The following is a 24,511-nucleotide window of genomic DNA, read 5'->3' on the forward strand; positions in this document are numbered from 1 at the left end:
TCATTCCGAAGGTCGCCAGCCCGGCGGGCGATACTTCGCTTCCGGAATCTGCCCGAGCTCGGAGCGCTGCAGGCGCCGTGGCGTCGTGCCGTAGAACTCCTGGAAGCTCATGATCAGCGGACGCCATTTGTCGGGATCGATGCGGTTCTTGGCGCCGTCCATCATGATGCCGGGGTGCGCATGCACGCGCGTGATGCGGACCTCGATCGCGGCGAGATGGCCGCGAAAGCTGTCGTCGTCCTGCGCCATCTCGTGCACATGCGCGACCTTGGCTTCCATCTGCACCGGACATTCGGCGGCACGCGGCGCGACGATTGTCTCGCCCCGCAGCGCCGTCAATCCGCTGAGGCCGAACTTGTCCTTTTCGTGCCGATAGCCGCGATAGAGCTTGCTGGGCGGCACAGGATCGGAGCCTGTGGTGCGGGCGAGACGGTCGACCGCGGCCACGAGGCCGGAGGACGGCAGATTGAGTGCGCATTCGCCGGTGCGAATCATGTTCTCGGTGGTCTTGGAATTGCGCGCGAGCCCGAGATGCAGCGCCATCCCACCCACCATGCCGACGACATCGGTGCAAGATTGTAGGAGCCGTCCTCGTTGGTTGATCCGATCAGGACGACGGGTGTGCCGAAATAGAGGATTGCCGGATCGATCTGAATGATCGGGTGATCGAAGGTACCATGCATCGCTCGCTCCTGTTCTGGGAGCGCCGTCCTACGATGTGTGGGGTCGCGATCCCACCCGATTCCGGATCGCGGGTTACGGTTCCCAGCCCTTCGGCGCGAGCTCGAACTTCGCGAATTCGAACGCAGGCGCCACGGTGCAGCCGACCAGGGTCCATTCGCCCGTCGTCTCCGCCATCTGCCAGGCATTCGCCGGCACGATCGCCTGCGGGCGCTCTCCACTCGCGAGGTCCGTACCGAGCTGCACCTCATGCTGCGAGCAACCGTCATGGGCGATGCGCAGCGTCAGCGGACTGCCGGCGTAATAATGCCAGGTCTCGACCGCATCGACGCGATGCCAGTGCGAACGCTCGCCGCTTGCGAGCAGGAAATAGATCGAGGTCGAACGCGAGCGGCCGTTGGCGTCGGTGGCCTGGTCGCGGAACGTCTCGCGGTAATGCCCGCCTTCGGGATGCGGGCGGAGCTCGAGGCGCGCGATGATCTCGGCTGCGGTCGGCATCGGTCCCCGTCAGAACTTTCTTCTGCAGAACTTGCTCTTCAGGACTTGTGCTTCAAGATTTGTTCTTGCGCTCGCGCAGCTCGCCGAACACCGCGGCGGCATCCGCGCCCTTCATGTGCAGCCTGGCTGCGACCGACGGTTCGTCGGCGCGCAGGAACACGTTGGCCCGCTTCTCCTCGCCAAGCAATGTCGGAATGGTCGGTTTGTTCTCGGCCCGGAGCTTCGCCACCTCCGCCGCGCGCGCCTGCAGCGCCGCATTGTCGGGATCGACGGTGAGCGCGAACTTGACGTTGGAGGCCGTGTATTCGTGGCCGCAATAGAGCTTGAAGTCGTCGGGCAGGGCACGCAGCTTCAGAAGCGAATCCCACATCATCGGGTAGGTGCCCTCGAACACGCGGCCGCAGCCGATCGAGAACAGCGTGTCGGCGGCGAAGACCGTCTTCTCCGTGTCGAACACGTAGGAGATGTGGTCGAGCGTGTGGCCGGGCGTCTCGATCACGCGCGCCAGCAGATTGCCGATCTTGACCACGTCGGCATTGGCGACGCGCAGATCGACGTCCGCGATCGCCGTGGTCTTGTCGTGCGGCGCGACGACGCGGCAATTGTATTTGCTCTTGAGCTCGGCAACGCCGCCGACATGATCGCCGTGATGATGGGTGATCAGGATGTCGGTGAGCTGCCAGCCTTCGCGGTCCAGCGCCTTCAGGATGGGGCCGGCCTCCGGCGCATCGATCGACGCCGTCGCCTTGGTTTCCACATCGTGGATCAGATAACCGAAATTGTCGTTTAAACAGGTGAAAGTACGAATTTCGGCGGCCATGTCATCTCCATCGCGCTCAGCCCGCCAGACAAATATGGCGTTAACGTTGCGCAGGCAATGCAATATTCCGCGCGCGACGCCGGCCTTGCGCATGTTACATTGCGGTCATGACCATCGACGTCGTCGACCTCCGCGAGTTCTATTCCCGCCGCCTCGGGATTGTGGCGCGACAAATGATCAATCGCGGCATTCGGGAGCGCTGGCCGGGCGCGCAGGGCCAGCGCGTGCTCGGCCTTGGCTATCCCACGCCCTATCTGGGGTTGTTCCGGGAAGATGCCGAGCGCTGCATCGCCTTCATGCCGGCGGCCCAGGGCGTCCTGAAATGGCCGACGGGACGGCCGGCGCTGGCTTCGCTGGTCGACGAATTCTCGCTGCCGCTTCCCGACGCCGCGGTCGACCGCATCCTGCTGGTCCACGCGCTGGAGATGTCGGATGATCCGGCCGCGCTGCTGCGCGAGGTGTGGCGGGTGCTGTCGCCGTCCGGGCGCGTGATCGCGGTGATCCCGAACCGGCGCGGGGTGTGGACCCGCACCGACAGCACGCCGTTCGGTCATGGCCGACCCTATTCGCGCTCGCAGATCACCGATCTGTTGCGCCAGACCTGGTTCACGCCGACAGCCTGGGGCGAAGCGCTGTTCATGCCGCCCTATGCCGGCGGTTGGGTGCTGAGATCGGCGCAGATGTGGGAGCGCGCCGGCGCGGCGCTGTCGCTGCCCTTTGCCGGCGTCCATATCGTGGAGGCGACCAAGCAGGTTTACCGCGCGATCCCCGCCAAGCAGCGGGCGCGGCTCATTCCGTCGCTTGCGAAGCCGGTGCTGGTGCCGTCCTCGACGACGGCGACGCGCAGCTAGCTTCACCTCTCCCTCGGGAGAGGTGATCCGTGCCCGGAGCGCTCACCGCTTCAGCCGACGCACAAAAAAATCGTCCCGGCGGAGCCGGGACGATTTCAGATCGGAAGAAGCCTACTCGCCGGGCGCGAGATCGTCGCTCGAGGCGGCTGGAGCCGCTTCGCGCTCGGGGCGCGGACCATGCGGCCGGCGCCGCCGGCGCGGAAAGCGTTCGCCGCCGCCCTCGAAGCCGGCCTGGCCGCCGTTCGCGGCGACATTCACCTGCGGCTGCGCGCCGGTGATGAAGGAAGGCAGGCGATCGACGCCGCCGGCATCGGCGATGACGGGCTGCGGTTGATTAGCGGGTAGCGGCTGCGGCTGGTATTGCGGCTGCGGACGATGATCACGTTCGCGGTGCTCGCGCGGCTGCTGGTTGTCACGCTGATAGGGCTGCTGGTTGTCGCGTTGCTGGTCGCGCTGGTGGTGATCGCGCTGGCCGTCGCGTTCGCGCGCGAAAGACTGCTGCGGCGGTTGCGGGACGAAGCCCGGCTCCTGGCCGAAATTCGAGAAATTCTCGCCGTCGTCTTCGCCGTCGTCGCTATGGCTGCTGGTCGGCTCGTCACCGCGCGGCTGCTGGTTCTGGCGGAACTGCTCCTGGGCCGCCGCGATCAGGCGGAAATAATGCTCGGCATGCTGGTAGTAGTTCTCGGCCGCGACGGGGTCGCCGGAGGAGCGCGCATCGCGCGCGAGCTGGAGATACTTTTCAGCGATGTGCGAGGCGGTGCCGCGGATCTTGATGTCGGGTCCGTTGGACTCGTAGACCCGGGTCATCGGGTTCTGGCTGCGCCGGTTATTGTTGTTGTTGTTATTATTGTTGCGGTTGCGCATCCGCTGCTTGTTCTGACCGTTTCTCATGTCCTGCCTTTAATTCCAGCCCTAAACGTTGCACGCATTACAGATTGCCAGGAGTGCCCGATGACAGCGGCTCACGTTGCTCGCGCGCGCCGCGCGCAAGAGTGGATCCCACCCTGCCGATGTTCGTCGACCGTCGCGTTCAACAAGGACGCGTTCCCCACCCGCCAGCACTGATCGCCAGCGAACCCATTCATTTTGCTTGCCGAAACAAGCCCAGCGGTGTTGCGTAAGTCTTCAAGCGCAATATCAGGCTTTCGTTCACTTTGCGGTCGGAGAGCAGCGCAGCTCCACTGGCTATCGCGCTTCACGGGACCTGCGGCTTGGAACCTTTATCAGTAAAGCTCTCGCCCGAGAGCCCGGCTTTCGCCCGTAAGTCTACGGGGCCGGCACCGATGTGTTGAATGGAACGTAGTCGTTCCCAAGCGATATTCCAAGAGCTTTTTACAGGCCAAACCGGCTTTTATGGGGGCATTTTTCGGGCCGAAACGGCCCGCGGAATGCCCGACAGGTCGGCCTTGGGTGGCCTGTCCACCATCAACTCCGCGCCCGCCATGAGGGTTTCAATATTTCTCGCCTGACCCTGGCCGGCCTCGACGATCAGTGCTCCGCCGGGGGCGAGACGCTCGCTCGCCTGCGGGATCAGCGCGCGGTAGGCGTCATAGCCGTCATTGCCGCCGTCGAGCGCCAGATGCGGATCGTGCTCGCGCACCTCGACGCTCAATGTCGGAATTTCGGCCGAGGGGATATAGGGCGGGTTTGACACGATGAGGTCGAACGGGCCGTTGAGCGCCGATGCATAGGAGCAGGCGACGAAGCCGACACGTCCGGCGAGGCCGAGAGCCGTGGCATTGTCCCTGGCGGTGACGAGCGCGGTCAGACTGAGGTCGGTACCGACCCCGAAGGCATCGGGGATCTCATGCAGCAGTGCGAGCAGGATCGCGCCGGATCCGGTGCCGATGTCGGCGATCCGGGGCGGCTGAGATGTCTGCCGTTCGCGAAGGATCTCGAGCGCAAGCTCGACCACGGTCTCGGTATCGGGGCGCGGCACCAGCGTCGCCTCTGACAGGCGGAACGGCAGGCCCCAGAACTCGCGTGTACCCAGGATGCGCGCCACCGGCTCGCCGGCCATGCGGCGCTCGGCATGCTGCTCCAGCCGAGACGCTTCGGCGGTGGTGAGGGGGCGCGCGGCCTGCGCGATCAGACCGGTAAGGTCGAGGCCGAGCACAGCACCGAGCAGGATGCGCGCGTCCAGTTCGGCCTCGTCGAGCTGCGCCGCCTTCAGTTGTGCAGCCAGCGCGCGCCGCGCGCTCTCGATCGATCGTCCGGCGAAGTGGTTGCTCACGCGGCGCGTCACGCCGCCGCGCCCTGCGCCGCGAGTTGCGCGGCCTGGTGCTCGGTGGTCAGCGCGTCGGTCAGCTCGCCGAGCGCTTCGCCTGCGATCACCTGCGGCAGCTTGTAGAGCGTCAGATTGATGCGATGGTCGGTGACGCGGCCTTGCGGAAAATTATAGGTGCGGATGCGCTCGGAGCGGTCGCCGGAGCCGACCTTCTCCTTGCGCTCGGCCGAGCGCGCCGCATCGACGCGCTGGCGCTCGGCGTCGTAGATGCGCGAGCGCAGGATGTTCATCGCGGAGGCACGGTTCTTGTGCTGCGAGCGGCTGTCCTGCATCATCACGACGATGCCGGTCGGGATGTGGGTGATGCGGATCGCCGATTCGGTCTTGTTGACGTGCTGGCCGCCGGCTCCTTGCGCGCGCATGGTCTCGATGCGCAAATCGTCGTTCTTGATGTCGACGTCGACATCCTCGACCTCCGGCAGTACGGCGACGGTCGCCGCAGAGGTGTGAATGCGCCCCTGCGTCTCGGTGTCGGGCACGCGTTGGACGCGGTGCACGCCGGACTCGAACTTCAGCTTGGAGAACGCGCCGCGGCCCTGCACCTCCGCGATGATTTCCTTGTAGCCGCCGACGGTGCCTTCGCTGGCCGAGATCACCTCGACCTTCCAGCCCTGCAACGCAGCGAAGCGCTCGTACATCCGGAACAGGTCTCCGGCAAATAGCGAGGCTTCGTCGCCGCCGGTGCCGGCGCGGATTTCCAGCACCACGTTGCGATCGTCCATGGCGTCCTTGGGCAACAGCGCAACGCGGATCTTCTGGACCAGCTCCTCGATTTTCGGCGCGAGTTCGTTGCGTTCGGCTTCCGCCATGCCGCGCATCTCGGCATCGGTCGCGGGATCGGCGATCAGCGCCTCGGTGTCGGCGAGTTCCTTGACGGCAGCCCGGTAAGCCTTCACCGCTTCGATCAGCGGCGCGATCTCGGCGAGCTCGCGCGTGATCTGCACGTAGCGTTCGGAGGAGAGCTGCCCCAGCGATTCGGCCTCGAGTGAGGCATGATGGGCGAGCAGGACGTCCAGTTTGGCTTCGGGGAGTGACGACATCGGTTCAGTCTCAAATGGCGGAAGGAGGCGAGGCGGCAGGGAGCGGGACAGGCCCGCTACAACGCCAGGCCTTCGGCCTCGGCAAATTCCGTCAGTTTCTGCCGGATCGAGACGCTGCCCGCCGGCGCGTCCAGGAGCGGGCCGAGCATGGCCTCGGCCTTCTTGGCATCGAGATCGATCACCATCGCCTTGACCGGGCCGAGTGCGGTTGCCGACAACGACAGCGAGCGATAGCCCAGCGCGATCAAAGCGAGCGCGCCGAGCGGCTTGGACGCCATCTCGCCGCAGAGCGAGAGCGACTTCTTCGCCGCATGGGACTTGCGTGCGATGTCGCGCAGCGCGCGCAGGATCGGCGCCGACATGGTGTCGAACCGTTCGGAGACTTTCGCATTGCCGCGATCGACCGCGAACAGGAACTGGAACAGGTCGTTGGAGCCGACCGAGATGAAGTCGACCTTCCGCAGCAGCTCGTCGAGCTGATAGAGCAGCGCGGGGACCTCGACCATGGTGCCGATGTCGATGCGTTCCGGCAGCGTGTGGCCGTGCTGGCGCAAGTATGTGAGCTCGCGCTCGACCAGCGCCTTGGCCGAATCGAATTCGGCGACCTCCGAAATCATCGGGAACATGATGCGCAGCGCGCGGCCGCCGCCGGCGCGCAGCAGCGCGCGGATCTGGCCGCGCAACAGGCCGGGGCGATCCAGCCCGAGCCGGATCGCGCGCCAGCCCAGCGCGGGATTTTCCTCGATCACCGCTTCCATATAGGGCAGCGCCTTGTCGCCGCCGATGTCGAGGGTGCGGAAGGTGACGGGCTTGGGACCGGCGGCATCCAGCACGGTGCGATAGAGCGCAAGCTGGTCGCTGGTGCGCGGCAGGCTCTGGCCCACCATGAATTGCAGCTCGGTGCGAAACAGGCCGATGCCGGCGCTGCCGGTGTCCTCGATATGCGGCAGGTCGATGGCGAGCCCTGCGTTGATCATCAACTCGACCTTCTGCCCGTCCCTGGTGACGCAGGGCCGGTCGCGCAGCGCCAGGTATTGCGCCTGACGGCGGGCGCGGAAGCGCACGCGCTCTGCGAACGCCGCCTCGACTTCCTGGGAGGGGCGCACATAGATCGAGCCGGAGGTGCCGTCGACGATGATGGCGTCGCCGGGATCGGCAATGCCGGGCGCGTTCGGTACCTCGCCCACTGCGGGAATGCCGAGCGCGCGGGCCACGATCGAGACGTGCGAGTTGGCGGTGCCTTCCTCCAGCACGATGCCGCGCAGGCGCTTGCGGTCGTAGTCGAGCAGCGCCGCCGGGCCCATCGCGCGCGCGATGACGATGGCGTTGTCGGGCAGTTGCTCGCGCGAGGGCGCGTGGTCTTGGCCGACCAGCTGCCGCATCAGGCGATAGCCGAGATCCTCCAGATCGTGCAGGCGGTCGCGCAAATAGGGGTCGGTCGAGCGCAGCATGCGTGCACGGGTGTCGGACTGCACGCGCTCGACGGCGGCTTCGGCGGTGAGTCCGGTGGCGACCGCCTCGTGCAGCTTGTGCGACCAGCCCTGGTCGTTGGCGAACATGCGATAGGCTTCCAGCACCTCGCGATGCTCGCCGCCCTCGGCGACGTCGCCGCGCTCCAGCATGCGGTCGAGATCGGCCCGCAGCTTGGCGAGCGCGGTGTCGAGCCGCTTGATCTCCTTCGGCAGGTCCTCGGCGATGTAGTCCTTGATGACGACGCGCGGCTCGTGCAGCACGACATGGCCGAGCGCGATGCCCTCCGACAGGATGGCGCCGACCTTCTGCGCCGAATGGCGCGCGGCCGGCTCCTGGCCCGGCTGGGCCAGCGCGGACAGTTCGCCCGAGGCGATCAGCTCCGCCAGCACCATCGCGGTGGTCTGCAGCGCCTCGAGTTCTTCCTCGACATAGTTGCGCTTGGCGCGGTTCTGCACCACCAGCACGCCGAGCGTGTTGCCGGCGCGCAGGATCGGCACGCCGAGGAAGGAGTGGTAGATTTCCTCGCCGGTCTCGGGGCGGAACGAGAAGGCCGGGTGGCTCTGCGCATCGCTCAAATTGAGCGGCGTCGCCTCACTGGCGACGAGGCCGACCAGGCCTTCATGGGCACTCAGCACGGTGTGGTGCACCGCCTCGCGGTTGAGACCTTCGGTGGCGTAGAGCTCCAGCGTGTTGTCGATGCGCAGCACGTAGACCGAGCACACCTCGGCCACCATGTTGGCGGCGATCAGCACCACGATCTTGTCCAGCCGCTCCTGGGCCGAGACCTGCTCCGCCATGGTTTCGCGGAGCCGTCTCAACAAGACGCGGGGACCTCCCGACGCGCTCCGCATGAACCGTCAATCTCCTCCGTCTGCCGGGCCCGGCGGTATCGGCCGGCGGCTGGCCTAAAATTCCAGAAAAACAACCAATTTGTTTGTCCGGCGCAGGCGCAAACCCAAAATCCACGCGAGATTTTGGCGCCTGCACCGAATCAGCGCCGCCCGAACTGGGACACAGTCTGCGGCAGCCCACCCTGTTCGCCGTATAGCGAATTGAGGCTTGTTTTGCCAAGCAAAACGCCTGCCAAACGCGAATGTGTGGACACCTCGGCGTTTGCTGCGACCGCTAAGAGAAAATTAGCCTAAGCGTGGCCCGGAGAAGTGCAAAGCGGTTTCCCGGTAAGACCACGCTCAAACAACAATCTGAAGCGCGGCGAGAGGCGCGCTTCAGGCCTGATCGAGGCCGTAGAGCGTGTGCAGCGTACGCACCGCGAGCTCGGTATAGGCGGTGTCGATCAACACCGAGAATTTGATCTCGGAGGTTGTAATGGCCCGGATGTTGATATTCCGCCCCGCAAGGGCCGAGAACGCCTGGGCCGCGACGCCGGCATGGCTGCGCATGCCGCTGCCGATCACCGAGATCTTGGCGACGTCGGTGGCGGTATCGAGCCGCGCATAACCGATCTGGCCCTTGGCGGCGGTAATCGTGTCCCTGGCGCGGGTATAGTCGGCCGCCGGCACCGTGAAGGTGAGATCGGTGGTCTTGCCGTCCTCGGACACGTTCTGCACGATCATGTCGACGTTGATGTTGGCATCCGCCAGCGGGCCGAAGATCGAGGCCGCAACACCCGGCTTGTCCTCGATCTGGCGCACCGAGATCTGGGCCTCGTCCTTGGAGAAGGCGATACCGGTGACGACGTGGCTTTCCATGATCTCCTCCTCGCTGCAGATCAGCGTGCCGGGCGGCTGGTTGGCATGCGGGTCGATATCCTCGGGCTTGTCGAAGCTCGAGCGGACGAAGATCGGCATGTTGTGGACCATGCCGAGTTCCACCGAGCGGACCTGGAGCACCTTTGCGCCCTGCGAGGCCAGTTCCAGCATGTCTTCGAACGCGATCTTGTCGAGCCTCTTGGCCTTCGGCACGATTCGCGGGTCGGTGGTGTAGACGCCGTCCACGTCGGTATAGATATCGCAGCGGTCGGCCTTGACGGCTGCGGCAACGGCCACAGCCGAAGTGTCGGAGCCGCCGCGGCCCAGCGTGGTGATGCGGTTGGTCTTGGGCTCAATGCCCTGGAAGCCGGCGATGACCGCGACCTCCTTGCGCTCCCGAAAGCGCTTGATGATCTCGCTGCCGTCGATGTCCTCGATCCGGGCCGAGGCATGGGCGTCGCTGGTCTTGATCGGGATCTGCCAACCCTGCCAGGAGCGGGCCTGGATGCCCATGCCCTGGAGCGCGATGGCAAGCAGGCCGGAGGTGACCTGCTCGCCGGAGGCCACGACGGCGTCGTATTCGCGCGCGTCATGCATCGGCGAGGCCTCGGTGCACCAGGCCACCAGCTCGTTGGTCTTGCCGGACATCGCCGAGACGACCACGGCCACTTCGTGGCCGGCATCGACCTCACGCTTCACATGGCGTGCGACGTTGCGGATACGTTCGATGTTGGCGACGGATGTGCCGCCGAATTTCATCACGAGGCGGCTCATGACGACGCGTGCATTCCTTCAAAGGGATCAGTATGGTGACCCGCACCGGACAGGTGCCTGCGGACACCGACCGCGCGTATACATAGCGGCGGGGCCGGGGGCAAGCGGGTTCCTGCGGGGCCGGGTGCGGGCAATGGGTTAACCGAGGTCATGGCGCGTTACATCGACGAGATTCTGCAGCCCGGCGAGCGGGTGCTGTATTCGACCAATGCGCATTGGATCTTCTATTTTCCGGCGATCCTGGCCTGGATCGTGGCCTTGGGCCTGTTCGTGCTGTCGCGGCAGACCACGGTCGAAGGGCTCGTGCTGCTGTGTCTCGTCGCCGCCGCGCTGGTGGCTCTCGCCGCCCTCTATTGGACCGTGAAGGGCTGGTTCCACCGCTTCACCACCGAGACCGACGTCACCAATCTCAGGATTGTGCACAAGACCGGCTTCATCAAGCGCCGCACCTTCGAGATGGCGCTGGACAAGGTCGAGAGTGTCGACGTCAACCAGACGATTCTTGGACGTATTCTCAACTACGGCGACGTGACCATCAACGGGGTCGGCGAAGGCCGCGAGACCATCCGGACGATCGCCTCGCCGCTCGCCTTCCGTAGTTCGATCACCACGCGGTAGGACCGCGTCACCATGAGCATGCAGCAAAATACTTCCGCCACTGCCCAGCCGGGCTCGACCGTCGACGCCGCCGAGATCGCGAAATTCTCAAAACTCTCGGCGGAGTGGTGGGATCCCAACGGCAAGATGGCGCCGCTACACCGGATCAATCCGCTGCGGCTGGGTTATATCCGCGACGCCGCCTGCCGCAAGTTCGAGCGCAATTTGCGCAGCCTCAACTGCCTCGGCGGCCTGCGCGTCCTCGACATCGGCTGCGGCGCCGGCCTGTTGTGTGAGCCGCTGTCGCGCCTCGGGGCGCAGGTCATCGGCGTCGATCCGTCGGCGAGCAACATCGCCGCGGCGAAGCTGCATGCCGACAAGGGCCATCTTGCGATCGATTACCGCTGCACCACGGTGGAGGAGATCGACCCGCGCGAGCGCTTCGACATCGTGCTGGCGATGGAAGTGGTCGAGCACGTCGTCGACGTCGGAATCTTCCTGAAGCGCTGCGCGGCGATGCTGAAGCCGAACGGTCTCATGGTGGTCTCGACGTTGAACCGCAACTGGAAGAGTTTCGCGCTCGCCATCGTCGGCGCCGAATACGTCCTGCGCTGGCTGCCGCGCGGCACCCATGAGTGGAACAAGTTCGTCACCCCCGACGAGCTGACGAAATATCTGCTCGACAACCGCCTCGTCATCACCGAGCAAACCGGCGTGGTCTACAGCCCCTTCGCCGACAAATGGACGCTCTCGTCGGACATGGACGTGAACTACATGGTGGTGGCCGAAGCGATGGTGTGAGGCGCTGTGAGCGAGGCGCGGATTCGTGCCTCTGGGACGACGGCGGAGATTGTGGCGCGGGCATCGCTCCCATGACGCCCGCGTGGTTGACCGCGCAGGTCTCAGCTTGCAGGTTGGTCGCATCTTTTCCTGCTAAAGCGCCCCCCGATGCTCACCATCGCCAGCCTCTGGATTCCCTTCACCGTCATTGCCGCGCTCGGGCAGGTCGCGCGCAATGCGATGCAGCGGTCGCTGACGAAGCCGCTGGGGACCTGGGGCGCGACCAATATCCGCTTCCTGTTCGGCTTCCCGTTCTCGGTGCTGTTCTTAGGTGTGGTGCTGATCGCTACCGGCGATCATCTCGGCATGCCGCCGACCGTGTTCTGGCCGTGGCTGCTGCTCGGTGCGCTCAGTCAGATCGTCGCGACGGGCCTGATGCTGCTGGCGATGAACGACCGCTCCTTCGTGGTGACGACGGCGTATCTGAAGACCGAGGCGATCCAGACCGCGATCTTCGGCTTCGTCTTTCTCGGCGATCACCTGACCTGGCTGAAGGTGCTGGCGATCCTGATCGCGACTGTCGGTGTCGTCATCACCGCGCTGCGGCCCGGCGGCGAGAAGAGTTTCGCGGAATTGAGGCCGACCATCACCGGCCTCGTTGCTGCTGCGGCCTTCGCGCTCTCCGCGGTCGGTTTCCGCGGTGCCATCATCAACGTTCCCGGCGTATCGTTCGTAACCTCAGCCTCGTTCACGCTGGTGCTCGGCCTGTTTGTGCAGACGCTGGTGCTGACGATCTATCTGCTCTGGCGCGCGCCGGACGTGTTGCGGGGAATCCTCGGCCTGTGGAGGCCGTCGATGTTGGCGGGCTTTACGGGCGCCTTCGCCTCGCAATTCTGGTTCCTGGCCTTCGCGCTGACCGCAGCGGCGAATGTCCGCACGCTCGCATTGATCGAGGTGCTGTTCGCGCAAGGCGTGGCGTATTATTCGTTCAAGCAGCCGATCGCGCCGCGGGAGATTTTCGGCATCTTGCTGATCGTGGCCGGCGTGGCGCTACTGGTGGGAGTCTAATTCCGGTCTTCCGGCAGCGTCGGCAGCGGCGAAACTTCGATGCCCTCGTCGATCAGCGACTTCGCTTCTTCCGGCGAGGCCTCGCCGTAGATCGGACGATGCTCCTTGTCGCCGTAATGCATCGCGCGGGCTTCGTTCGCAAAACGCTCGCCGACATTGTCGGCGTTCTTCACGATGTGATCGCGCAGTTCTTTCAACTTCATGCGCAGCTCTTTCTCCTGCGCCATCAGTAGCGACGTCGGGCCTGACGGTGCGGCTTCGGGCGTGGTCGCAGCCGCAGGCTCCGGCGGCGGCGTCGCGCGGCCGCGGCCCTTCTTGCCGACGATGCGCGGCGCCATGATCGCCTTGTCGACCTTGGCCGAGCCGCAGATCGGGCAGGTCACGAGCTTGCGCTTGACCTGCTGATCATAGGCCGACGAGCTCTGGAACCAGCTTTCGAAATCGTGGTCACCGTCACAGCGAAGCGCGTAGCGGATCATGCCGATCCTCGCACAAGGTGCAGATGATCCGGCCCCGCCTTGGGGTCGGATACGCCAAAGCGGCGGCCGTGCTGGAGCGAGGGGATCGCGCGGCGCGCGGTGTCGACCCTGGCCGGATCGATCTTGGCCATGATGATGCCGGGCTCGACGTCGCCCTCGGCGAGGATCTCGCCCCAGGGGTCGATGATCAGCGAATGGCCGTAGGTCTCGCGCTTGTTCTCGTGCAAGCCTGCCTGGGCTGCGGCGAAGATGTAGCAGCCGGTCTCGATCGCGCGCGCACGCAGCAGCACGTGCCAATGCGCTTCGCCGGTCTTGCGGGTGAAGGCCGAGGGCACGGTGATGAAATACGCGCCGCTCTCGGCGAGGGCACGGTAGAGCGCGGGGAAGCGCACATCGTAGCAGATCGTCAAGCCCACGCGGCCCCAGGGCAGGTCGGAGATCACGGCAGTCTCGCCCGGCTGGTAATTGGCGGATTCGCGGTAGCTCTCGCCGTCCGGCAGCTCGATGTCGAACATGTGGATCTTGTCGTAGCTCGCGAGCACATTGCCCTCGGGCCCGATCAGGAACGAGCGGTTGACGGCCTTCTCCGGCGAATAGCGTAGCGCCAGCGAACCGACATGGAGGTGAATCTTCAGCTCTGCCGCGAGCGCGCGGTAGGCCTTCAGCGAGGTGTCGTCCTCCTCGCTCTGCAGATGCTCGAACAGCGCCTTGCGGTTCAGCTGCATCATGTTGCTGACTTCGGGGGTCTGCACATAGTCGGCGCCATTGGCCGCAGCCTGCCGGATCAGCTTGGTGGCCTGTTCGAGGCTCGGCCCCGGCATCAACCCGGTCCGCATCTGCACCATCGCGGCGGTAAACGTCCGATTCTCGCTCATGACACCGCCTTCACGCTCTCGAGCATGCCGTCGAGCTTGCCTTCGCGGTCCAGTGCGTAGAGGTCGTCGCAACCGCCGACATGGGTTCCGCCGATCCAGATCTGCGGAAAGGTCGCGCCCTCGCCGGCGCGGTCGTACATCTCGGCCCGCCAGGACGGGTTCTTGGCGACGTCGAATTCCGTGAAAGCCGCCTTCTTGCGGGTCAGCAGTGACCTCGCGGCGGAACAATAGCCGCAGCCCGGCCTGGTGTAGATCTCGACAGCAGCAGTCATCTCGTCTGGCGCTCTCTTGTCATGAATTCATTGAATTATATGGGACTTTACTTGACCTCCACAACCCGGGCGAACACCAGCACGTCGACCTGGGCGGCCTTGGCACGCAGCAGGGCCCGCGCGCAGGCGTCCAGGGTCGCGCCCGAGGTCAGGACGTCGTCGATCAGGACAATGCGGCGGCCCTGGACTTCAGCCTGGCGGTCCGGGGATACCTGAAACGCGCCCTGCACATTGGTCGCGCGCTGGGACCGCGACAGGCCGATCTGCTGCTCGGTGGCGCGCACCCGGCGCAGCACCTCAGCCTTCGTCTGGACCCCGCTCTGTCGACCGATGATCTGCGCCAGCGCCCCGGATTGGTTGTAGCGGCGCCGCCAGGCCCGCCGCCAGTGCAGGGGGACCGGCACCAGCATGTCGGCCCCGGCCAGCAGCTCGCCGCCCGCCCGCGCCATCCAGCGCCCCATGGCCGGCGCCAGATCGGTGCGATCTTGGTATTTCAGCGCATGCACCAGCGTGCGCGCGACGTCGTCATAGCGTACTGCCGCGCGGGCCCGCTGGTAGGCGGGCGGGTTCGCGATCGCCTCCATCGACAGCATGTCGGGGCCGGGATCATAGACGAAGGGAATGCCGAGCCGCGGGCAATAGGGCCGTTCGATGAACGACAGCCGCGCCCAGCACGAAGCGCAAACACCCTCGCCATCGACCGGCTCGCGGCAGGACACGCACTGCGTCGGCAGCGCGATGTCGAGCGCGAGCCGTGCCGCGCGCGTCAGCACATGGCGGCCGGCCGTCCACGCGGCACGCAGCGGTGAGGCAATGGAACGGGTGGGGGCGGCGTCGGCTTCCATGAGGGGAGGCTAGCGGTCCGGGCTTCCGGGCTCAAGCTACGGACACCAGGGGAGATTGCCAGAACGACTTGGATCGGCGTAACCAGCGGCATGGCTCAGACCCCCCAAAATCCTCCCGCCCTGTTTGATCGCGCCTTGCTGAACGCACGGCAGCGGCGCGCGCGGGCGCAGGGCGAGGTCACCTTTCTGCTCGATCGCGTCGCCGAGGACATGTCCGACAGGCTGGCTGCAGTGATGCGGGAGTTTCATGCGGCGACCGATCTTTGGACGCCCGGCGAAGGGCTCGCGGTGCTGCGCACGCGGCTTCCTGCCATTGAGCACATCGCGCTCGATGCGACGGGTGCGGAGAAATTGCCCTTTGCACCCGAAAGCCTCGACCTGGTCGTCTCGGCATTGGCGCTGCAATTCGTCAACGACCTGCCGGGCGTGCTGGCGCAGCTGCGCCGCGCGCTGAAGCCGGATGGGCTGCTGCTGGCCGCGATGATCGGCGGCGACAGCCTGACCGAGCTGCGCCAGGCCTTTGCCGCGGCGGAGGCCGAATGCGAGGGCGGCGTGTCGCCACGCGTGGCTCCGTTTGCGGATTTGCGCGACATCGGCGCGTTGTTGCAGCGGGCCGGCTTTGCGCTGCCCGTCACCGACGTCGATCGCGTCGTGGTGCGTTACGCCAACGCGTTCGCCTTGATGCAGGATCTCCGCCGCATGGGCGCCGGCAATGTGCTGATCGAGCGGCGTCGCGCGCCGTCGCGGCGCGCGACGCTGCTGCGGATGGCCGAGATCTACACCGAGCGCTTTGCCGATGCCGATGGCCGCATCCGCGCGACGTTCGACATCATCTGGCTCTCCGGCTGGGCGCCGCATGCCAGCCAGCAGCAGCCGCTGAAGCCGGGATCTGCCAAGGCGAGCCTGGCGGAGGCGGTGAAGAAGGCGGGGAAGGAGTAGTCCCCACACTATCATTCCGGGTTCGCCCTTTGGGCGCCCCGGAATGACGATGCACGAGCATCGTCACATTAGCAAATCGATCAAATGCGGGATCAGCGGAATGTCCGCGGGCGGCATCGGGTAGTCACGCAGCTTGTTGGCGCGAACCCAGGCGAGGTTCTGGCCCTCGCGCGCCGTCACAATCCCTTCCCAGCGCCGGCAGATATAGAGCGGCATGAGCAGGTGGAAGCTATCATAGCCATAGCTCGCGAAGGTCAGCGGCGCGAGGCACGGCTCGGCGACGGTGATGCCGAGCTCCTCGTGCAGCTCACGGATCAGGCTCTGCTCCGGCCGCTCGCCGGGTTCACATTTGCCGCCGGGAAATTCCCAGAGGCCGGCCAGCGCCTTGCCCTCGGGGCGCTGCGCGATCAGGACGCGCTTGTCGGCGTCGACCAGCGCGCAGGCCACCACCAGTGTCAGTTTGAGGTCGGCCATGTTCGGAATGTCGCTCGCTGGGGTCGTTCGCAAGGATTCGTTAATCGTGCTGAAGGGGCTGCGATTCCAGGGGCCCCATAAGTCATATTTAATCAAGGGTTCCTAGAGTGGGAACATATTTAATCCATTCCGGGCTTCATCCATGCGCGCCGTGCTTTGCTCCATTATCCGCCGGTTCGCAACCGACCGGCGCGGCAATATCGCGGTGATTTTCGCACTCGCCTGCGTCCCCGTGATCACGGTGATCGGTTGCGCGGTCGATTACTCCCGCGCGACGCAGATGCGGTCGAAGCTGCAGGCCGCGGCCGACGCGGCCAGTGTCGGTGCGATCACCAAGGCTTCACCGGCCTTTGCGGCTGCGGGCACGATGACCTCGGACGGTGCGATCCCGGCCGGTGTCGCCGACGCAAGGAACATCTTCAATGCCAACGTCGCCAACCTGACCGGCTATACGCTCGACAGCGTCACGCCGACCGTGGTCAAGAACGGCTCGACGGTCACCTCGACCGTCGCGTTCACCGGCAGCATCAAGTCCATGTTCCTCGGCGTGATCGGCAAGACCGCGCTGGCGGCCAGCGGCACGTCGACGGCAACGGCGAGCATGCCGCTCTATGTCGACTTCTACCTGCTGCTGGACAATTCACCGTCGATGGGCGTGGCGGCGACGCCCGCTGACGTCAGCAAGATGGTCAGCAACACGTCCGACAAATGCGCTTTCGCCTGCCACGACTACAACGACCCCAACAATTACTACAATCTCGCCAAGTCCATCGGTGTGACCACGCGGATCGACGTGCTGCGCAGTGCCACCCAGTCCCTGATGGACACGGCCGCCGCGAGCCAGACCTATTCGAACCAGTTCCGCATGGCGATCTACGATTTCGGCGCGGCGTCCTCGAGCATCGGCCTGCGCGTGCTGTTCGCGCTGTCGTCCAGCCTGTCGAGCGCCAAGTCGGCCGCGGCAAACATCGACCTGATGGGCGTCTACGGCAACAATGACGCCTACACCAAGGACATGGATACGCCCTTCAGCTCGGTCTTTCCGGCGCTCAACAATCTGATCAGCGCGCCCGGGGCGGGGACGTCGTCCGCGCCGATGAAGTACGTGTTCTTCGTCTCCGACGGGGTGGCGGACGAGAACAATTCGGGATGCCTGAAGCCGATCAAGAACGTGAGCGGCATGTCGCGCTGCCAGTCGCCGATCAACAGCGCGCTCTGTGACACGCTGAAGAACCGCAAGATCAAGGTCGCGGTGCTCTACACCACCTACCTGCAACTGCCGACCAACTCCTGGTACATGAGCTGGATCGACCCGTTCAACAAGCCGCCGTTCGGCCCGTCGCCCAACAGCGAGATCGCCCAGAAGATGCAGAGCTGCGCCTCGCCGGGGCTGTATTTCGAGGTGAGCCCGACGCAGGGCATCTCGGATGCGATGAACGCATTATTCCGGAAGGCGGTCGCGGACGCGCGGATTTCGGGGTGAGGCCAGGGACGTCGTTCCGGGGCGATGCGCCAGCATCGAACCCGGAATCTCGCGCCGCATGAACATCCGGATTCCGGTTCTCGCGTCGCGAGCCCGGAATGATAACGTGGGGCCTAAGACCTGTAATCGCCGTTGATCGCGACATATTCCTTGGTGAGGTCGCAGGTCATGACACGGTCGCGGCCCTTGCCGAGGCCGAGCGAGACCAGAATTGCGATCTCCGGCGCCTTCATCGCTTCCGACACCTGGGCTTCGTCATAGGACGGATCGCGTGCGCCGCTCTTGGCGACGCGGATGCCGTTGAAGGAGATCGAGAGCTTGTCGCGATCGGCCGGCTCGCCGGCCTTGCCGACCGCCATCACCACGCGGCCCCAATTGGCGTCCTCGCCGGCGATCGCGGTCTTCACCAGCGGCGAGTTCGCGATCGACATCGCGATCTTGCGTGCGGAGGCCTTGGTCTTGGCGCCCTCGACCGTGATCTCGACCAGCTTGCGCGCGCCCTCGCCGTCGCGCGCCACCTGCTCGGCGAGGTTGGCGAGCACCTGGTTGAACGCCTTGACGAAAGCCTTCAGGCGCGGATCGCTGGCGCGGCTGATCTTCGGTGCGCCCTGCTCGGCGGCAGTTCCGGTGGCGAAGGCCAGCAGCGTGTCCGAGGTCGAGGTATCGCCATCGATCGTCACGGCGTTGAAGGTGTCCTCGACGCCGGCCTTGAGCAACGCCTGCAGCGCGGCGGGCGCGATCGGCGCGTCGGTGAAGATGAAGGACAGCATCGTCGCCATGTCGGGGGCGATCATGCCGGCGCCCTTGGCCATGCCGTTGATGGTGACCTTGGCCTTGCCGAGCTTGACGGTCGCGGTCGCGACCTTCGGGAAGGTGTCGGTGGTCATGATCGCCTTGGCGGCAGTGAGGTAGTCGCCGGGCTCGGCGGCCTCGGCGAGGCGGCCCAGCACGCCGTCGAACTTGGTCGCGTCCAGCGGCTCGCCGATCACACCGGTCGAGGCCAGGAAGATCTCGCTCTCGCTGCATCCGACCGCCTTGGCTGCGATCTTGGCGGTCAGCGCAGTCGAGGCGCGGCCGGTCTTGCCGGTAAAGGCATTGGCGTTGCCGGAATTGACGACGAGGGCGCGTGCCTTGCCGCCCTTCAGCTTGGCGCGGCACCATTCCACGGGGGCGGAGGGGCACTTCGATTTGGTGAAGACGCCGGCCACCGCGGTTCCCTTGTCCATCACCGCCAGCAGCACGTCGGTGCGGTTCTTGTAGCGGATGCCGGCTTCGGCCGTCGCAAGGCGGATACCCGCAATCACGGGCATGTCGGGAACGGTTTTCGGAGCGAGCGGGGAGACGGTTGAGGACATCGCGGGGGCGCCTTGGTGGGTCTGGACATGCAGATGGCCGGGGAATCCCCGGCCATTGCGACGTTAGATACTATTGGCGTCCGTGAAGTGACAGAGAATTCTTGCTTCTTCGCGGTCTTACTTCTTGGCAGGCGGAGCCATCTTGCTGTCGGACGGCTTGGCTGCGTCCGCCGGCTTGGCGTCGGCCGCCGGCTGATCCAGACGCTCGACCTTGGCCTCCGCGCGCAGCTTGGCCACGTACTCGGCCTGGGCCTTGCGGGTAACGTAGCTCTCGATCTGGGTCTTGACCTGCTCGAAGTCCGGCGCCTTGCGGTTGCGCTTTTCCTCGACCTTGATGATGTGCCAGCCGAACTGCGACTTCACGGGGTCGGAGATCTTGCCGGGCTCCATGGCGAAGGCGACCGTCGAGAATTCCGGCACCATCTGTTCCTTGGTGAAGAAGCCGAGGTCGCCGCCGTCGGCCGAGCCCGGATCCTTGGACTTCTTCTTGGCCAGCTCGGCGAAATCGGCACCCTTGTCGAGCTCGGCCTTCACGGCCTTGGCCTCGTCCTCGGTCTCGACCAGGATGTGGCGCGCCCGCACCTCCTGCTCCCCGGTGATCTGCTTGGAGGCCTCCTCATAGACCTTCTTCATGGCGTCTGGGGTGGTGGCGGCCTTGCCCTCGCCCGCGAGCAGGCTGTCCATCAGAAGCCGGTTGCGGGCGAATGCCAGGCGCTTCTTGAACTCCTCGCTGTCGGCGACCTTCTTGTCTTCGGCAGCCTTGCTGACGATTTTCATGTCGATCAGGAACGACAGGACGTTCTCGTCCTTGGTCGCCGGGTCCATCTGGGCGAGGCTCGCCCCGAGCTCCTCCTCGGCCATGGCGACGTCGCTCTTCTTGATTTCCGCGCCATTGACCTTCGCCAGCACCGGATCGTCGGCGGCCCGGAGCGGGCCCGCGAACGCCAGGGACAGCGCCAGGGCGAGGCTGCCAGCCAGGGCGGACGCGCGGCGGAAACGCTGGCCGGTGGTTGCCGGGAACGAGGTGGTCATGGAAAATCCTTATGTTGAAGCAGGGGGCTGCTCGAGCGGGGCGGACACTCGCCCAATTCAGGGGGCCTTGGCAACGCGAAAAGTCTGTCAAAATGATGAATTAGCCGCAATGCGCCCGCCGTTGACAAGGCCCTGACCGGGCCATATCTCTGCCCGGTCGCGACCATGGCGATGGCGTTTATTTTGCTGCGTTTTTGGCCGTTGAACCCAGGCTTGCCCAATTCCCACCCATATGGCGGACGCCCCCGCAGTCCGGGCCAGCGGCGCCGTCAGGCGTCACGGTGAGTTGATGGGCAGGCGGGTGACAACTTCTTAGGCCCACGCGGTTGAATCGCGAACACAGGAACCAGGCATGATCGGCGCGCTCGCCCGCAAGTTTTTCGGCTCCGCCAACGACCGGCGGGTGAAGGGATATCAGTCCCGCGTCAACGCGATCAACGCGCTGGAGGCCGAGGTCTCCAAGCTCTCCGACGAGGCGCTCAAGGCCCGCACCGCCGAGTTCAAGAAGCAGCTCGCCGAGGGCAAGACGCTGGACGACCTGCTCGTCCCCGCCTTCGCAACCGTGCGCGAGGCCGCCAAGCGCACGCTCGGCCAGCGCCATTTCGACGTCCAGCTGATCGGCGGCATGGTGCTGCATGAGGGCGACATCGCCGAGATGAAGACCGGCGAAGGCAAGACGCTGGTCGCAACCCTGGCGGTCTATCTCAACGCGCTCGCCGGCAAGGGCGTCCACGTCGTCACCGTCAACGACTACCTCGCCCGTCGCGACTCCGGCTGGATGGGCCAGATCTATAGCTTCCTCGGCATGACCACCGGCGTGATCGTGCACGGTCTCGACGACGCCGAGCGCAAGGCCGCCTATGCCTGCGACATCACCTACGGCACCAACAACGAATACGGCTTCGACTATCTGCGCGACAACATGAAGTACCGGCTCGAGGACATGGTCCAGCGGCCGCACTTCTTCGCCATCGTCGACGAGGTCGACTCCATCCTGATCGACGAGGCACGCACGCCGCTGATCATCTCCGGTCCGCTCGACGACCGCTCCGACTTCTACAACACCATCGACGGCTTCCTGCCCAAGCTCGACAAGACCGACTACGACGTCGACGAGAAGCAGCGCACGGTGACGCTGACCGAAGCCGGCATGGAGAAGATCGAGACCCTGCTGCGCGACGCCGGCCAGCTCAAGGGCGAGTCGCTCTACGACGTCGAGAACGTCTCCGTCGTGCACCACATCAACCAGGCGCTGCGCGCCCACACGCTGTTCACGCGCGACAAGGACTACATCGTCCGCGATGACGAGGTCATCATCATCGACGAGTTCACCGGGCGCATGATGCAGGGGCGCCGCTATTCCGAAGGTCTGCACCAGGCGCTGGAAGCCAAGGAGCACGTGCAGGTCCAGCCGGAGAACCAGACTCTGGCCTCGATCACCTTCCAGAACTATTTCCGGATGTATGAAAAGCTGGCCGGCATGACCGGCACGGCGCTGACCGAAGCCGACGAGCTCTTCGACATCTACAAGCTCGAAGTCGTGGAAATCCCGACCAACGTGCCGATCGGCCGCCTCGACGAGGACGACGAGGTTTATCGCACCCAGCAGGAAAAGTACCGCGCGATTCTCGCCGAAATCGAGCGTGCCAATTCGCGGCTGCAGCCGGTGCTGGTCGGCACCGCTTCGATCGAAAAGTCGGAAGTGCTCGCCGAATTCCTCAAGAAGAACGGCTACAAGCAGATCGATTTCGGCAAGGACAACGCGCTCGACAAGCTTTACGCTGCCGCCCGCGCCGGCAAACCGGCAAAGCTGTTCGCGGTGCTGAATGCGCGCTTCCACGAGCAGGAAGCCTATATCGTCGCGGAAGCCGGCGTGCCCGGCGCGATCACGATCGCGACCAACATGGCCGGCCGCGGTACCGACATCAAGCTCGGCGGCTCGCTCGAGATGCGCATCCCGAAGGAGACCGCGGGCATCGAGGACGAGGCCGAGAAGGCCAGGAAGATCGAGCAGATCAAGGCCGACGTGGAACGCTTCCGCGAGATCGTGCTGAAGGCCGAAGAGACCGTCGAGATCGAGCCGGCGAAGGGCAGCAAGCCCGCCAAGACCGTGACGAAGCCCGGCGGCCTCTACATCATGGGCTCCGAGCGCCATGAATCCCGCCGTATCGACAACCAGCTGCGCGGCCGTTCCGGCCGTCAGGGCGACCCCGGCCGCTCCAAGTTCTTCCTGTCGCTGGAAGACGATCTGATGCGCATCTTCGGCTCGGATCGCCTCGACAGCATGCTGCAGCGTCTCGGCCTGCAAGAGGGCGAGGCCATCATCCATCCCTGGATCAACAAGGCCCTGGAGAAGGCGCAGCAGAAGGTCGAGGCGCGCAACTTCGACATCCGCAAGAACCTGCTCAAGTTCGACAACGTCCAGAACGACCAGCGCAAGGTGATCTTCGACCAGCGCGTCGAGCTGATGAAGGACGAGAGCGTCGCCGAGACCGTCACCGACATGCGTCACGCCTTCATCGACGACCTCGTCGCCAAGCACGTGCCCGAGCATGCCTATGCCGAGCAGTGGGACGTTGCGGGCTTGAAGGATGAACTGAAGCGCGTGCTCGATCTCGACCTGCCGGTCGACGAATGGGCCAAGGAAGAAGGCATCGCCGACGAGGAGCTGCTGAATCGCATCGAGACCAGGGCCGACGAGCACATGGCGGCCAAGGTCGCGCAATGGGGTCCCGACGTGATGCGTTACGTCGAGAAGACCATTTTGCTCCAGACGCTCGACCACCTCTGGCGCGAGCATCTGATCATGCTCGACCATCTGCGCCAGGTCATCGGCCTGCGCGGTTACGGCCAGCGCGATCCGCTCCAGGAATACAAGACCGAAGCCTTCAATCTCTTCCAGGAGATGAGCGCGCATCTGCGCGAGGCCGTCACAGCGCAGCTGATGCGCGTCGAGATCGTCCCGCCGGAGCAGGAAGCTCCCGTCCTGCCGCCGATGGAGGCGCACAAGTTCGACCCGAACACCGGCGAGGACGAGATGGCGCTCGCCAGCGTCACGCTGGGCGCGCAAGCCACGGATGCCTCGCTACGTGATCCGAAGAACCCTGCCAGTTGGGGCAAGATCGGCCGCAACGAGGACTGCCCCTGCGGCTCGGGCAAGAAGTACAAGCACTGCCACGGGCGGTATGCCTAGTTAGCCACGCAGGCGTGAGGCGCGACACTGACGCTTCATTCTCCACTGTCGTCGCCCGGCTTGCCGCCTTCGCTGAAGCTTCGGCGCGCCGGGCACCCCTCTGGGCCTCGGCGTAGCCTTGGCGAAGCCGGGACCGGGCGACCCAGCACGCCGCGGCCTCTCGGTTCAATCACATCAGTCTCTGGAATACTGGATCGCCCGATTAAATCGGGCGATGACAGCTGAGTGTGGGGCGCGCAGGATTCTCCACATCGTCGTCCCTGCGAACGCAGGGACTCATACCGCGGGATCTATCGAAGGCCCGCGGTCGTCATACCGTGCGAAGCAGGGCAACCAACAATCTTTGAAACAACTGCGCCCTGTGGTTATGGGTCCCGGCTTTCGCCGGGACGACGCGGTTTGCTGGGTTGGGGACGCGGCTACTTTCGCGACGTGCCCACTCAATTCGAGCTGTCGATCAAGCTCTCCAGCAGCCGCTTCAATTCGCTGGTCGACTTATCGCCGTAGCTCTCCAGGATGTGCTCCTCCTGGTCCACCGCGAGCGAGTTGAGCTTCCTGCTCAGCACCTTGCCGCGGTCGGAGATGAACATCAGGACCTTGCGGCGGTCGCCCGGATCCTGCACGCGGTAGACCAGCGTGTCCGAGACCATGCGGTCGATCATCTTGGTCAGGGTCGGATGGTTGAGCAGCACGGCGTCCGCAAGCTCGCCCATCGAATGGCCGTTGCCATCCGACAGCACCTTCAGGATGCGCCATTGCTCGACCGGCACGCCTTCCTTGCTCAACCGCAGTTCGAGCTGCCGGTTGATTTCCCGGTTGGCTTGCGCGAGCAGGTAGGCGAGGTGTTCGGTGATTGGGGTGTTTTCTTTCGAAGGTTTTGCCACGGCTAAGACTTCGTCTTGACCCAAATGAGTGAATGTCTTGCAATCGATGCTGCATCTATATGCACTTCAATTGTTGAATATTCAATATTTTCAAAATAGGAT

At 65.0% G+C, this 24,511-nt stretch carries 22 protein-coding genes and 1 pseudogene; 7 read left to right on the forward strand and 16 right to left on the reverse strand.

The window, feature by feature from the left end; translation table 11 throughout:
• From ACFDR6_RS13765 to gloB, 3 genes and pseudogenes are all read right to left on the reverse strand, one after another.
• Positions 1 to 683 (reverse strand): annotated as a pseudogene (locus ACFDR6_RS13765) (flavin reductase family protein).
• 73 nt (positions 684 to 756) lie between these two features.
• A complete protein-coding gene (locus ACFDR6_RS13770; RefSeq protein WP_375858615.1) occupies positions 757 to 1,179 on the reverse strand; it encodes a cupin domain-containing protein in 423 nt (140 codons plus the stop codon).
• Between the two features lie 52 nt (positions 1,180 to 1,231).
• Positions 1,232 to 1,999, reverse strand: a complete 768-nt coding sequence (gene gloB / locus ACFDR6_RS13775; RefSeq protein WP_375858616.1) for a hydroxyacylglutathione hydrolase — start codon at positions 1,997 to 1,999, stop codon at positions 1,232 to 1,234.
• A gap of 107 nt (positions 2,000 to 2,106) precedes the next feature.
• Here gloB and ACFDR6_RS13780 point away from each other — a divergent pair, with 107 nt between their 5' ends.
• Entirely contained in the window at positions 2,107 to 2,850 is a 744-nt protein-coding gene (locus tag ACFDR6_RS13780; RefSeq protein WP_212079510.1) for a methyltransferase domain-containing protein, read from the forward strand.
• A gap of 111 nt (positions 2,851 to 2,961) precedes the next feature.
• On the opposite strand, the gene ACFDR6_RS13785 is transcribed toward ACFDR6_RS13780, so the two are convergent.
• From ACFDR6_RS13785 to ACFDR6_RS13805, 5 genes are all read right to left on the reverse strand, one after another.
• The gene (locus tag ACFDR6_RS13785) at positions 2,962 to 3,741 is read right to left on the reverse strand and encodes a DUF4167 domain-containing protein (protein ID WP_375858617.1); all 780 of its coding nucleotides are present in this window, start codon (positions 3,739 to 3,741) and stop codon (positions 2,962 to 2,964) included.
• Positions 3,742 to 4,201: 460 nt separating this feature from the next.
• Positions 4,202 to 5,095 (reverse strand): peptide chain release factor N(5)-glutamine methyltransferase, encoded by an 894-nt coding sequence (gene prmC / locus ACFDR6_RS13790; protein WP_375858618.1) that lies wholly within the window; start codon positions 5,093 to 5,095, stop codon positions 4,202 to 4,204.
• A complete protein-coding gene (prfA, locus tag ACFDR6_RS13795) occupies positions 5,092 to 6,177 on the reverse strand; it encodes a peptide chain release factor 1 (RefSeq protein ID WP_212079513.1) in 1,086 nt (361 codons plus the stop codon). Before prfA ends, prmC begins: the two co-directional genes overlap by 4 nt.
• A gap of 56 nt (positions 6,178 to 6,233) precedes the next feature.
• The gene (gene ptsP / locus ACFDR6_RS13800) at positions 6,234 to 8,501 is read right to left on the reverse strand and encodes a phosphoenolpyruvate--protein phosphotransferase (RefSeq protein WP_212079514.1); all 2,268 of its coding nucleotides are present in this window, start codon (positions 8,499 to 8,501) and stop codon (positions 6,234 to 6,236) included.
• Positions 8,502 to 8,876: 375 nt separating this feature from the next.
• Complete coding sequence (locus ACFDR6_RS13805; RefSeq protein ID WP_317242018.1) at positions 8,877 to 10,133, reverse strand: aspartate kinase; 1,257 nt, start codon at positions 10,131 to 10,133, stop codon at positions 8,877 to 8,879.
• Positions 10,134 to 10,283: 150 nt separating this feature from the next.
• Here ACFDR6_RS13805 and ACFDR6_RS13810 point away from each other — a divergent pair, with 150 nt between their 5' ends.
• The 3 genes from ACFDR6_RS13810 (at position 10,284) to ACFDR6_RS13820 (ending at position 12,578) form a co-directional block, all read left to right on the forward strand.
• A complete protein-coding gene (locus ACFDR6_RS13810) occupies positions 10,284 to 10,751 on the forward strand; it encodes a PH domain-containing protein (protein WP_212079516.1) in 468 nt (155 codons plus the stop codon).
• 12 nt (positions 10,752 to 10,763) lie between these two features.
• Positions 10,764 to 11,531: a bifunctional 2-polyprenyl-6-hydroxyphenol methylase/3-demethylubiquinol 3-O-methyltransferase UbiG gene (ubiG, locus tag ACFDR6_RS13815; RefSeq protein ID WP_212079517.1), complete on the forward strand. Its 768-nt coding sequence runs from the start codon at positions 10,764 to 10,766 to the stop codon at positions 11,529 to 11,531.
• 147 nt (positions 11,532 to 11,678) lie between these two features.
• The gene (locus tag ACFDR6_RS13820) at positions 11,679 to 12,578 is read left to right on the forward strand and encodes an EamA family transporter (RefSeq protein ID WP_375858619.1); all 900 of its coding nucleotides are present in this window, start codon (positions 11,679 to 11,681) and stop codon (positions 12,576 to 12,578) included.
• Here the strand turns inward: ACFDR6_RS13820 and ACFDR6_RS13825 are convergent.
• Genes ACFDR6_RS13825 through ACFDR6_RS13840 form a run of 4 tightly spaced genes read right to left on the reverse strand, consistent with a single transcriptional unit; the run spans position 12,575 to position 15,049 of the window.
• Complete coding sequence (locus ACFDR6_RS13825; RefSeq protein WP_317242020.1) at positions 12,575 to 13,057, reverse strand: DUF1178 family protein; 483 nt, start codon at positions 13,055 to 13,057, stop codon at positions 12,575 to 12,577. The genes ACFDR6_RS13820 and ACFDR6_RS13825 overlap by 4 nt on opposite strands.
• Positions 13,054 to 13,932, reverse strand: a complete 879-nt coding sequence (locus tag ACFDR6_RS13830) for a carbon-nitrogen hydrolase family protein (RefSeq protein ID WP_212079521.1) — start codon at positions 13,930 to 13,932, stop codon at positions 13,054 to 13,056. The genes ACFDR6_RS13825 and ACFDR6_RS13830 overlap by 4 nt, the downstream gene beginning before the upstream one ends.
• The gene (gene grxC / locus ACFDR6_RS13835) at positions 13,929 to 14,204 is read right to left on the reverse strand and encodes a glutaredoxin 3 (RefSeq protein WP_375858620.1); all 276 of its coding nucleotides are present in this window, start codon (positions 14,202 to 14,204) and stop codon (positions 13,929 to 13,931) included. The genes ACFDR6_RS13830 and grxC overlap by 4 nt, the downstream gene beginning before the upstream one ends.
• A 47-nt stretch (positions 14,205 to 14,251) precedes the next feature.
• The gene (locus tag ACFDR6_RS13840) at positions 14,252 to 15,049 is read right to left on the reverse strand and encodes a ComF family protein (protein ID WP_212079523.1); all 798 of its coding nucleotides are present in this window, start codon (positions 15,047 to 15,049) and stop codon (positions 14,252 to 14,254) included.
• 90 nt (positions 15,050 to 15,139) lie between these two features.
• Between ACFDR6_RS13840 and ACFDR6_RS13845 the strand changes: the two genes are divergently transcribed.
• Positions 15,140 to 15,988: a methyltransferase domain-containing protein gene (locus tag ACFDR6_RS13845; protein ID WP_375858621.1), complete on the forward strand. Its 849-nt coding sequence runs from the start codon at positions 15,140 to 15,142 to the stop codon at positions 15,986 to 15,988.
• 63 nt (positions 15,989 to 16,051) lie between these two features.
• Here ACFDR6_RS13845 and ACFDR6_RS13850 read toward each other — a convergent pair whose 3' ends face one another.
• Positions 16,052 to 16,462 (reverse strand): (deoxy)nucleoside triphosphate pyrophosphohydrolase, encoded by a 411-nt coding sequence (locus ACFDR6_RS13850; RefSeq protein ID WP_212079524.1) that lies wholly within the window; start codon positions 16,460 to 16,462, stop codon positions 16,052 to 16,054.
• 142 nt (positions 16,463 to 16,604) lie between these two features.
• On the opposite strand from ACFDR6_RS13850, the gene ACFDR6_RS13855 reads away from it, so the two are divergent.
• Positions 16,605 to 17,945: a TadE/TadG family type IV pilus assembly protein gene (locus ACFDR6_RS13855; RefSeq protein ID WP_375858622.1), complete on the forward strand. Its 1,341-nt coding sequence runs from the start codon at positions 16,605 to 16,607 to the stop codon at positions 17,943 to 17,945.
• 113 nt (positions 17,946 to 18,058) lie between these two features.
• On the opposite strand, the gene argJ is transcribed toward ACFDR6_RS13855, so the two are convergent.
• Together argJ and ACFDR6_RS13865 are read right to left on the reverse strand one after the other, a co-directional pair.
• Entirely contained in the window at positions 18,059 to 19,300 is a 1,242-nt protein-coding gene (gene argJ / locus ACFDR6_RS13860) for a bifunctional glutamate N-acetyltransferase/amino-acid acetyltransferase ArgJ (protein ID WP_375858623.1), read from the reverse strand.
• A gap of 117 nt (positions 19,301 to 19,417) precedes the next feature.
• Positions 19,418 to 20,332 carry a peptidylprolyl isomerase gene (locus ACFDR6_RS13865; protein WP_212079527.1) on the reverse strand — a complete coding sequence of 305 codons (915 nt, stop codon included), beginning with the start codon at positions 20,330 to 20,332 and terminating at the stop codon, positions 19,418 to 19,420.
• A gap of 352 nt (positions 20,333 to 20,684) precedes the next feature.
• Between ACFDR6_RS13865 and secA the strand changes: the two genes are divergently transcribed.
• On the forward strand, positions 20,685 to 23,525 hold the full coding sequence (gene secA / locus ACFDR6_RS13870) for a preprotein translocase subunit SecA (RefSeq protein WP_317242026.1): 2,841 nt from the start codon (positions 20,685 to 20,687) through the stop codon (positions 23,523 to 23,525).
• A 440-nt stretch (positions 23,526 to 23,965) separates the two neighbouring features.
• Here secA and ACFDR6_RS13875 read toward each other — a convergent pair whose 3' ends face one another.
• Positions 23,966 to 24,409, reverse strand: a complete 444-nt coding sequence (locus ACFDR6_RS13875) for a MarR family winged helix-turn-helix transcriptional regulator (protein WP_212079529.1) — start codon at positions 24,407 to 24,409, stop codon at positions 23,966 to 23,968.
• Positions 24,410 to 24,511 lie beyond the last annotated feature (102 nt).

Source organism: Bradyrhizobium tunisiense, assembly GCF_042263385.1.
In the GTDB taxonomy this organism is placed as follows: domain Bacteria; phylum Pseudomonadota; class Alphaproteobacteria; order Rhizobiales; family Xanthobacteraceae; genus Bradyrhizobium; species Bradyrhizobium tunisiense.

What these genes read in the sequence shown, in the direction of transcription:
- ACFDR6_RS13770 (WP_375858615.1), bottom strand. Translation starts at nt 1,179, where the DNA reads ATGCCGACCGCAGCCGAGATCATCGCGCGCCTCGAGCTCCGCCCGCAT.
- gloB (WP_375858616.1), bottom strand. Translation starts at nt 1,999, where the DNA reads ATGGCCGCCGAAATTCGTACTTTCACCTGTTTAAACGACAATTTCGGT.
- ACFDR6_RS13780 (WP_212079510.1), top strand. Translation starts at nt 2,107, where the DNA reads ATGACCATCGACGTCGTCGACCTCCGCGAGTTCTATTCCCGCCGCCTC.
- ACFDR6_RS13785 (WP_375858617.1), bottom strand. Translation starts at nt 3,741, where the DNA reads ATGAGAAACGGTCAGAACAAGCAGCGGATGCGCAACCGCAACAATAAT.
- prfA (WP_212079513.1), bottom strand. Translation starts at nt 6,177, where the DNA reads ATGTCGTCACTCCCCGAAGCCAAACTGGACGTCCTGCTCGCCCATCAT.
- ptsP (WP_212079514.1), bottom strand. Translation starts at nt 8,501, where the DNA reads ATGCGGAGCGCGTCGGGAGGTCCCCGCGTCTTGTTGAGACGGCTCCGC.
- ACFDR6_RS13805 (WP_317242018.1), bottom strand. Translation starts at nt 10,133, where the DNA reads ATGAGCCGCCTCGTGATGAAATTCGGCGGCACATCCGTCGCCAACATC.
- ACFDR6_RS13810 (WP_212079516.1), top strand. Translation starts at nt 10,284, where the DNA reads ATGGCGCGTTACATCGACGAGATTCTGCAGCCCGGCGAGCGGGTGCTG.
- ubiG (WP_212079517.1), top strand. Translation starts at nt 10,764, where the DNA reads ATGAGCATGCAGCAAAATACTTCCGCCACTGCCCAGCCGGGCTCGACC.
- ACFDR6_RS13820 (WP_375858619.1), top strand. Translation starts at nt 11,679, where the DNA reads ATGCTCACCATCGCCAGCCTCTGGATTCCCTTCACCGTCATTGCCGCG.
- ACFDR6_RS13825 (WP_317242020.1), bottom strand. Translation starts at nt 13,057, where the DNA reads ATGATCCGCTACGCGCTTCGCTGTGACGGTGACCACGATTTCGAAAGC.
- ACFDR6_RS13830 (WP_212079521.1), bottom strand. Translation starts at nt 13,932, where the DNA reads ATGAGCGAGAATCGGACGTTTACCGCCGCGATGGTGCAGATGCGGACC.
- grxC (WP_375858620.1), bottom strand. Translation starts at nt 14,204, where the DNA reads ATGACTGCTGCTGTCGAGATCTACACCAGGCCGGGCTGCGGCTATTGT.
- ACFDR6_RS13840 (WP_212079523.1), bottom strand. Translation starts at nt 15,049, where the DNA reads ATGGAAGCCGACGCCGCCCCCACCCGTTCCATTGCCTCACCGCTGCGT.
- ACFDR6_RS13845 (WP_375858621.1), top strand. Translation starts at nt 15,140, where the DNA reads ATGGCTCAGACCCCCCAAAATCCTCCCGCCCTGTTTGATCGCGCCTTG.
- ACFDR6_RS13850 (WP_212079524.1), bottom strand. Translation starts at nt 16,462, where the DNA reads ATGGCCGACCTCAAACTGACACTGGTGGTGGCCTGCGCGCTGGTCGAC.
- ACFDR6_RS13855 (WP_375858622.1), top strand. Translation starts at nt 16,605, where the DNA reads ATGCGCGCCGTGCTTTGCTCCATTATCCGCCGGTTCGCAACCGACCGG.
- argJ (WP_375858623.1), bottom strand. Translation starts at nt 19,300, where the DNA reads ATGTCCTCAACCGTCTCCCCGCTCGCTCCGAAAACCGTTCCCGACATG.
- ACFDR6_RS13865 (WP_212079527.1), bottom strand. Translation starts at nt 20,332, where the DNA reads ATGACCACCTCGTTCCCGGCAACCACCGGCCAGCGTTTCCGCCGCGCG.
- secA (WP_317242026.1), top strand. Translation starts at nt 20,685, where the DNA reads ATGATCGGCGCGCTCGCCCGCAAGTTTTTCGGCTCCGCCAACGACCGG.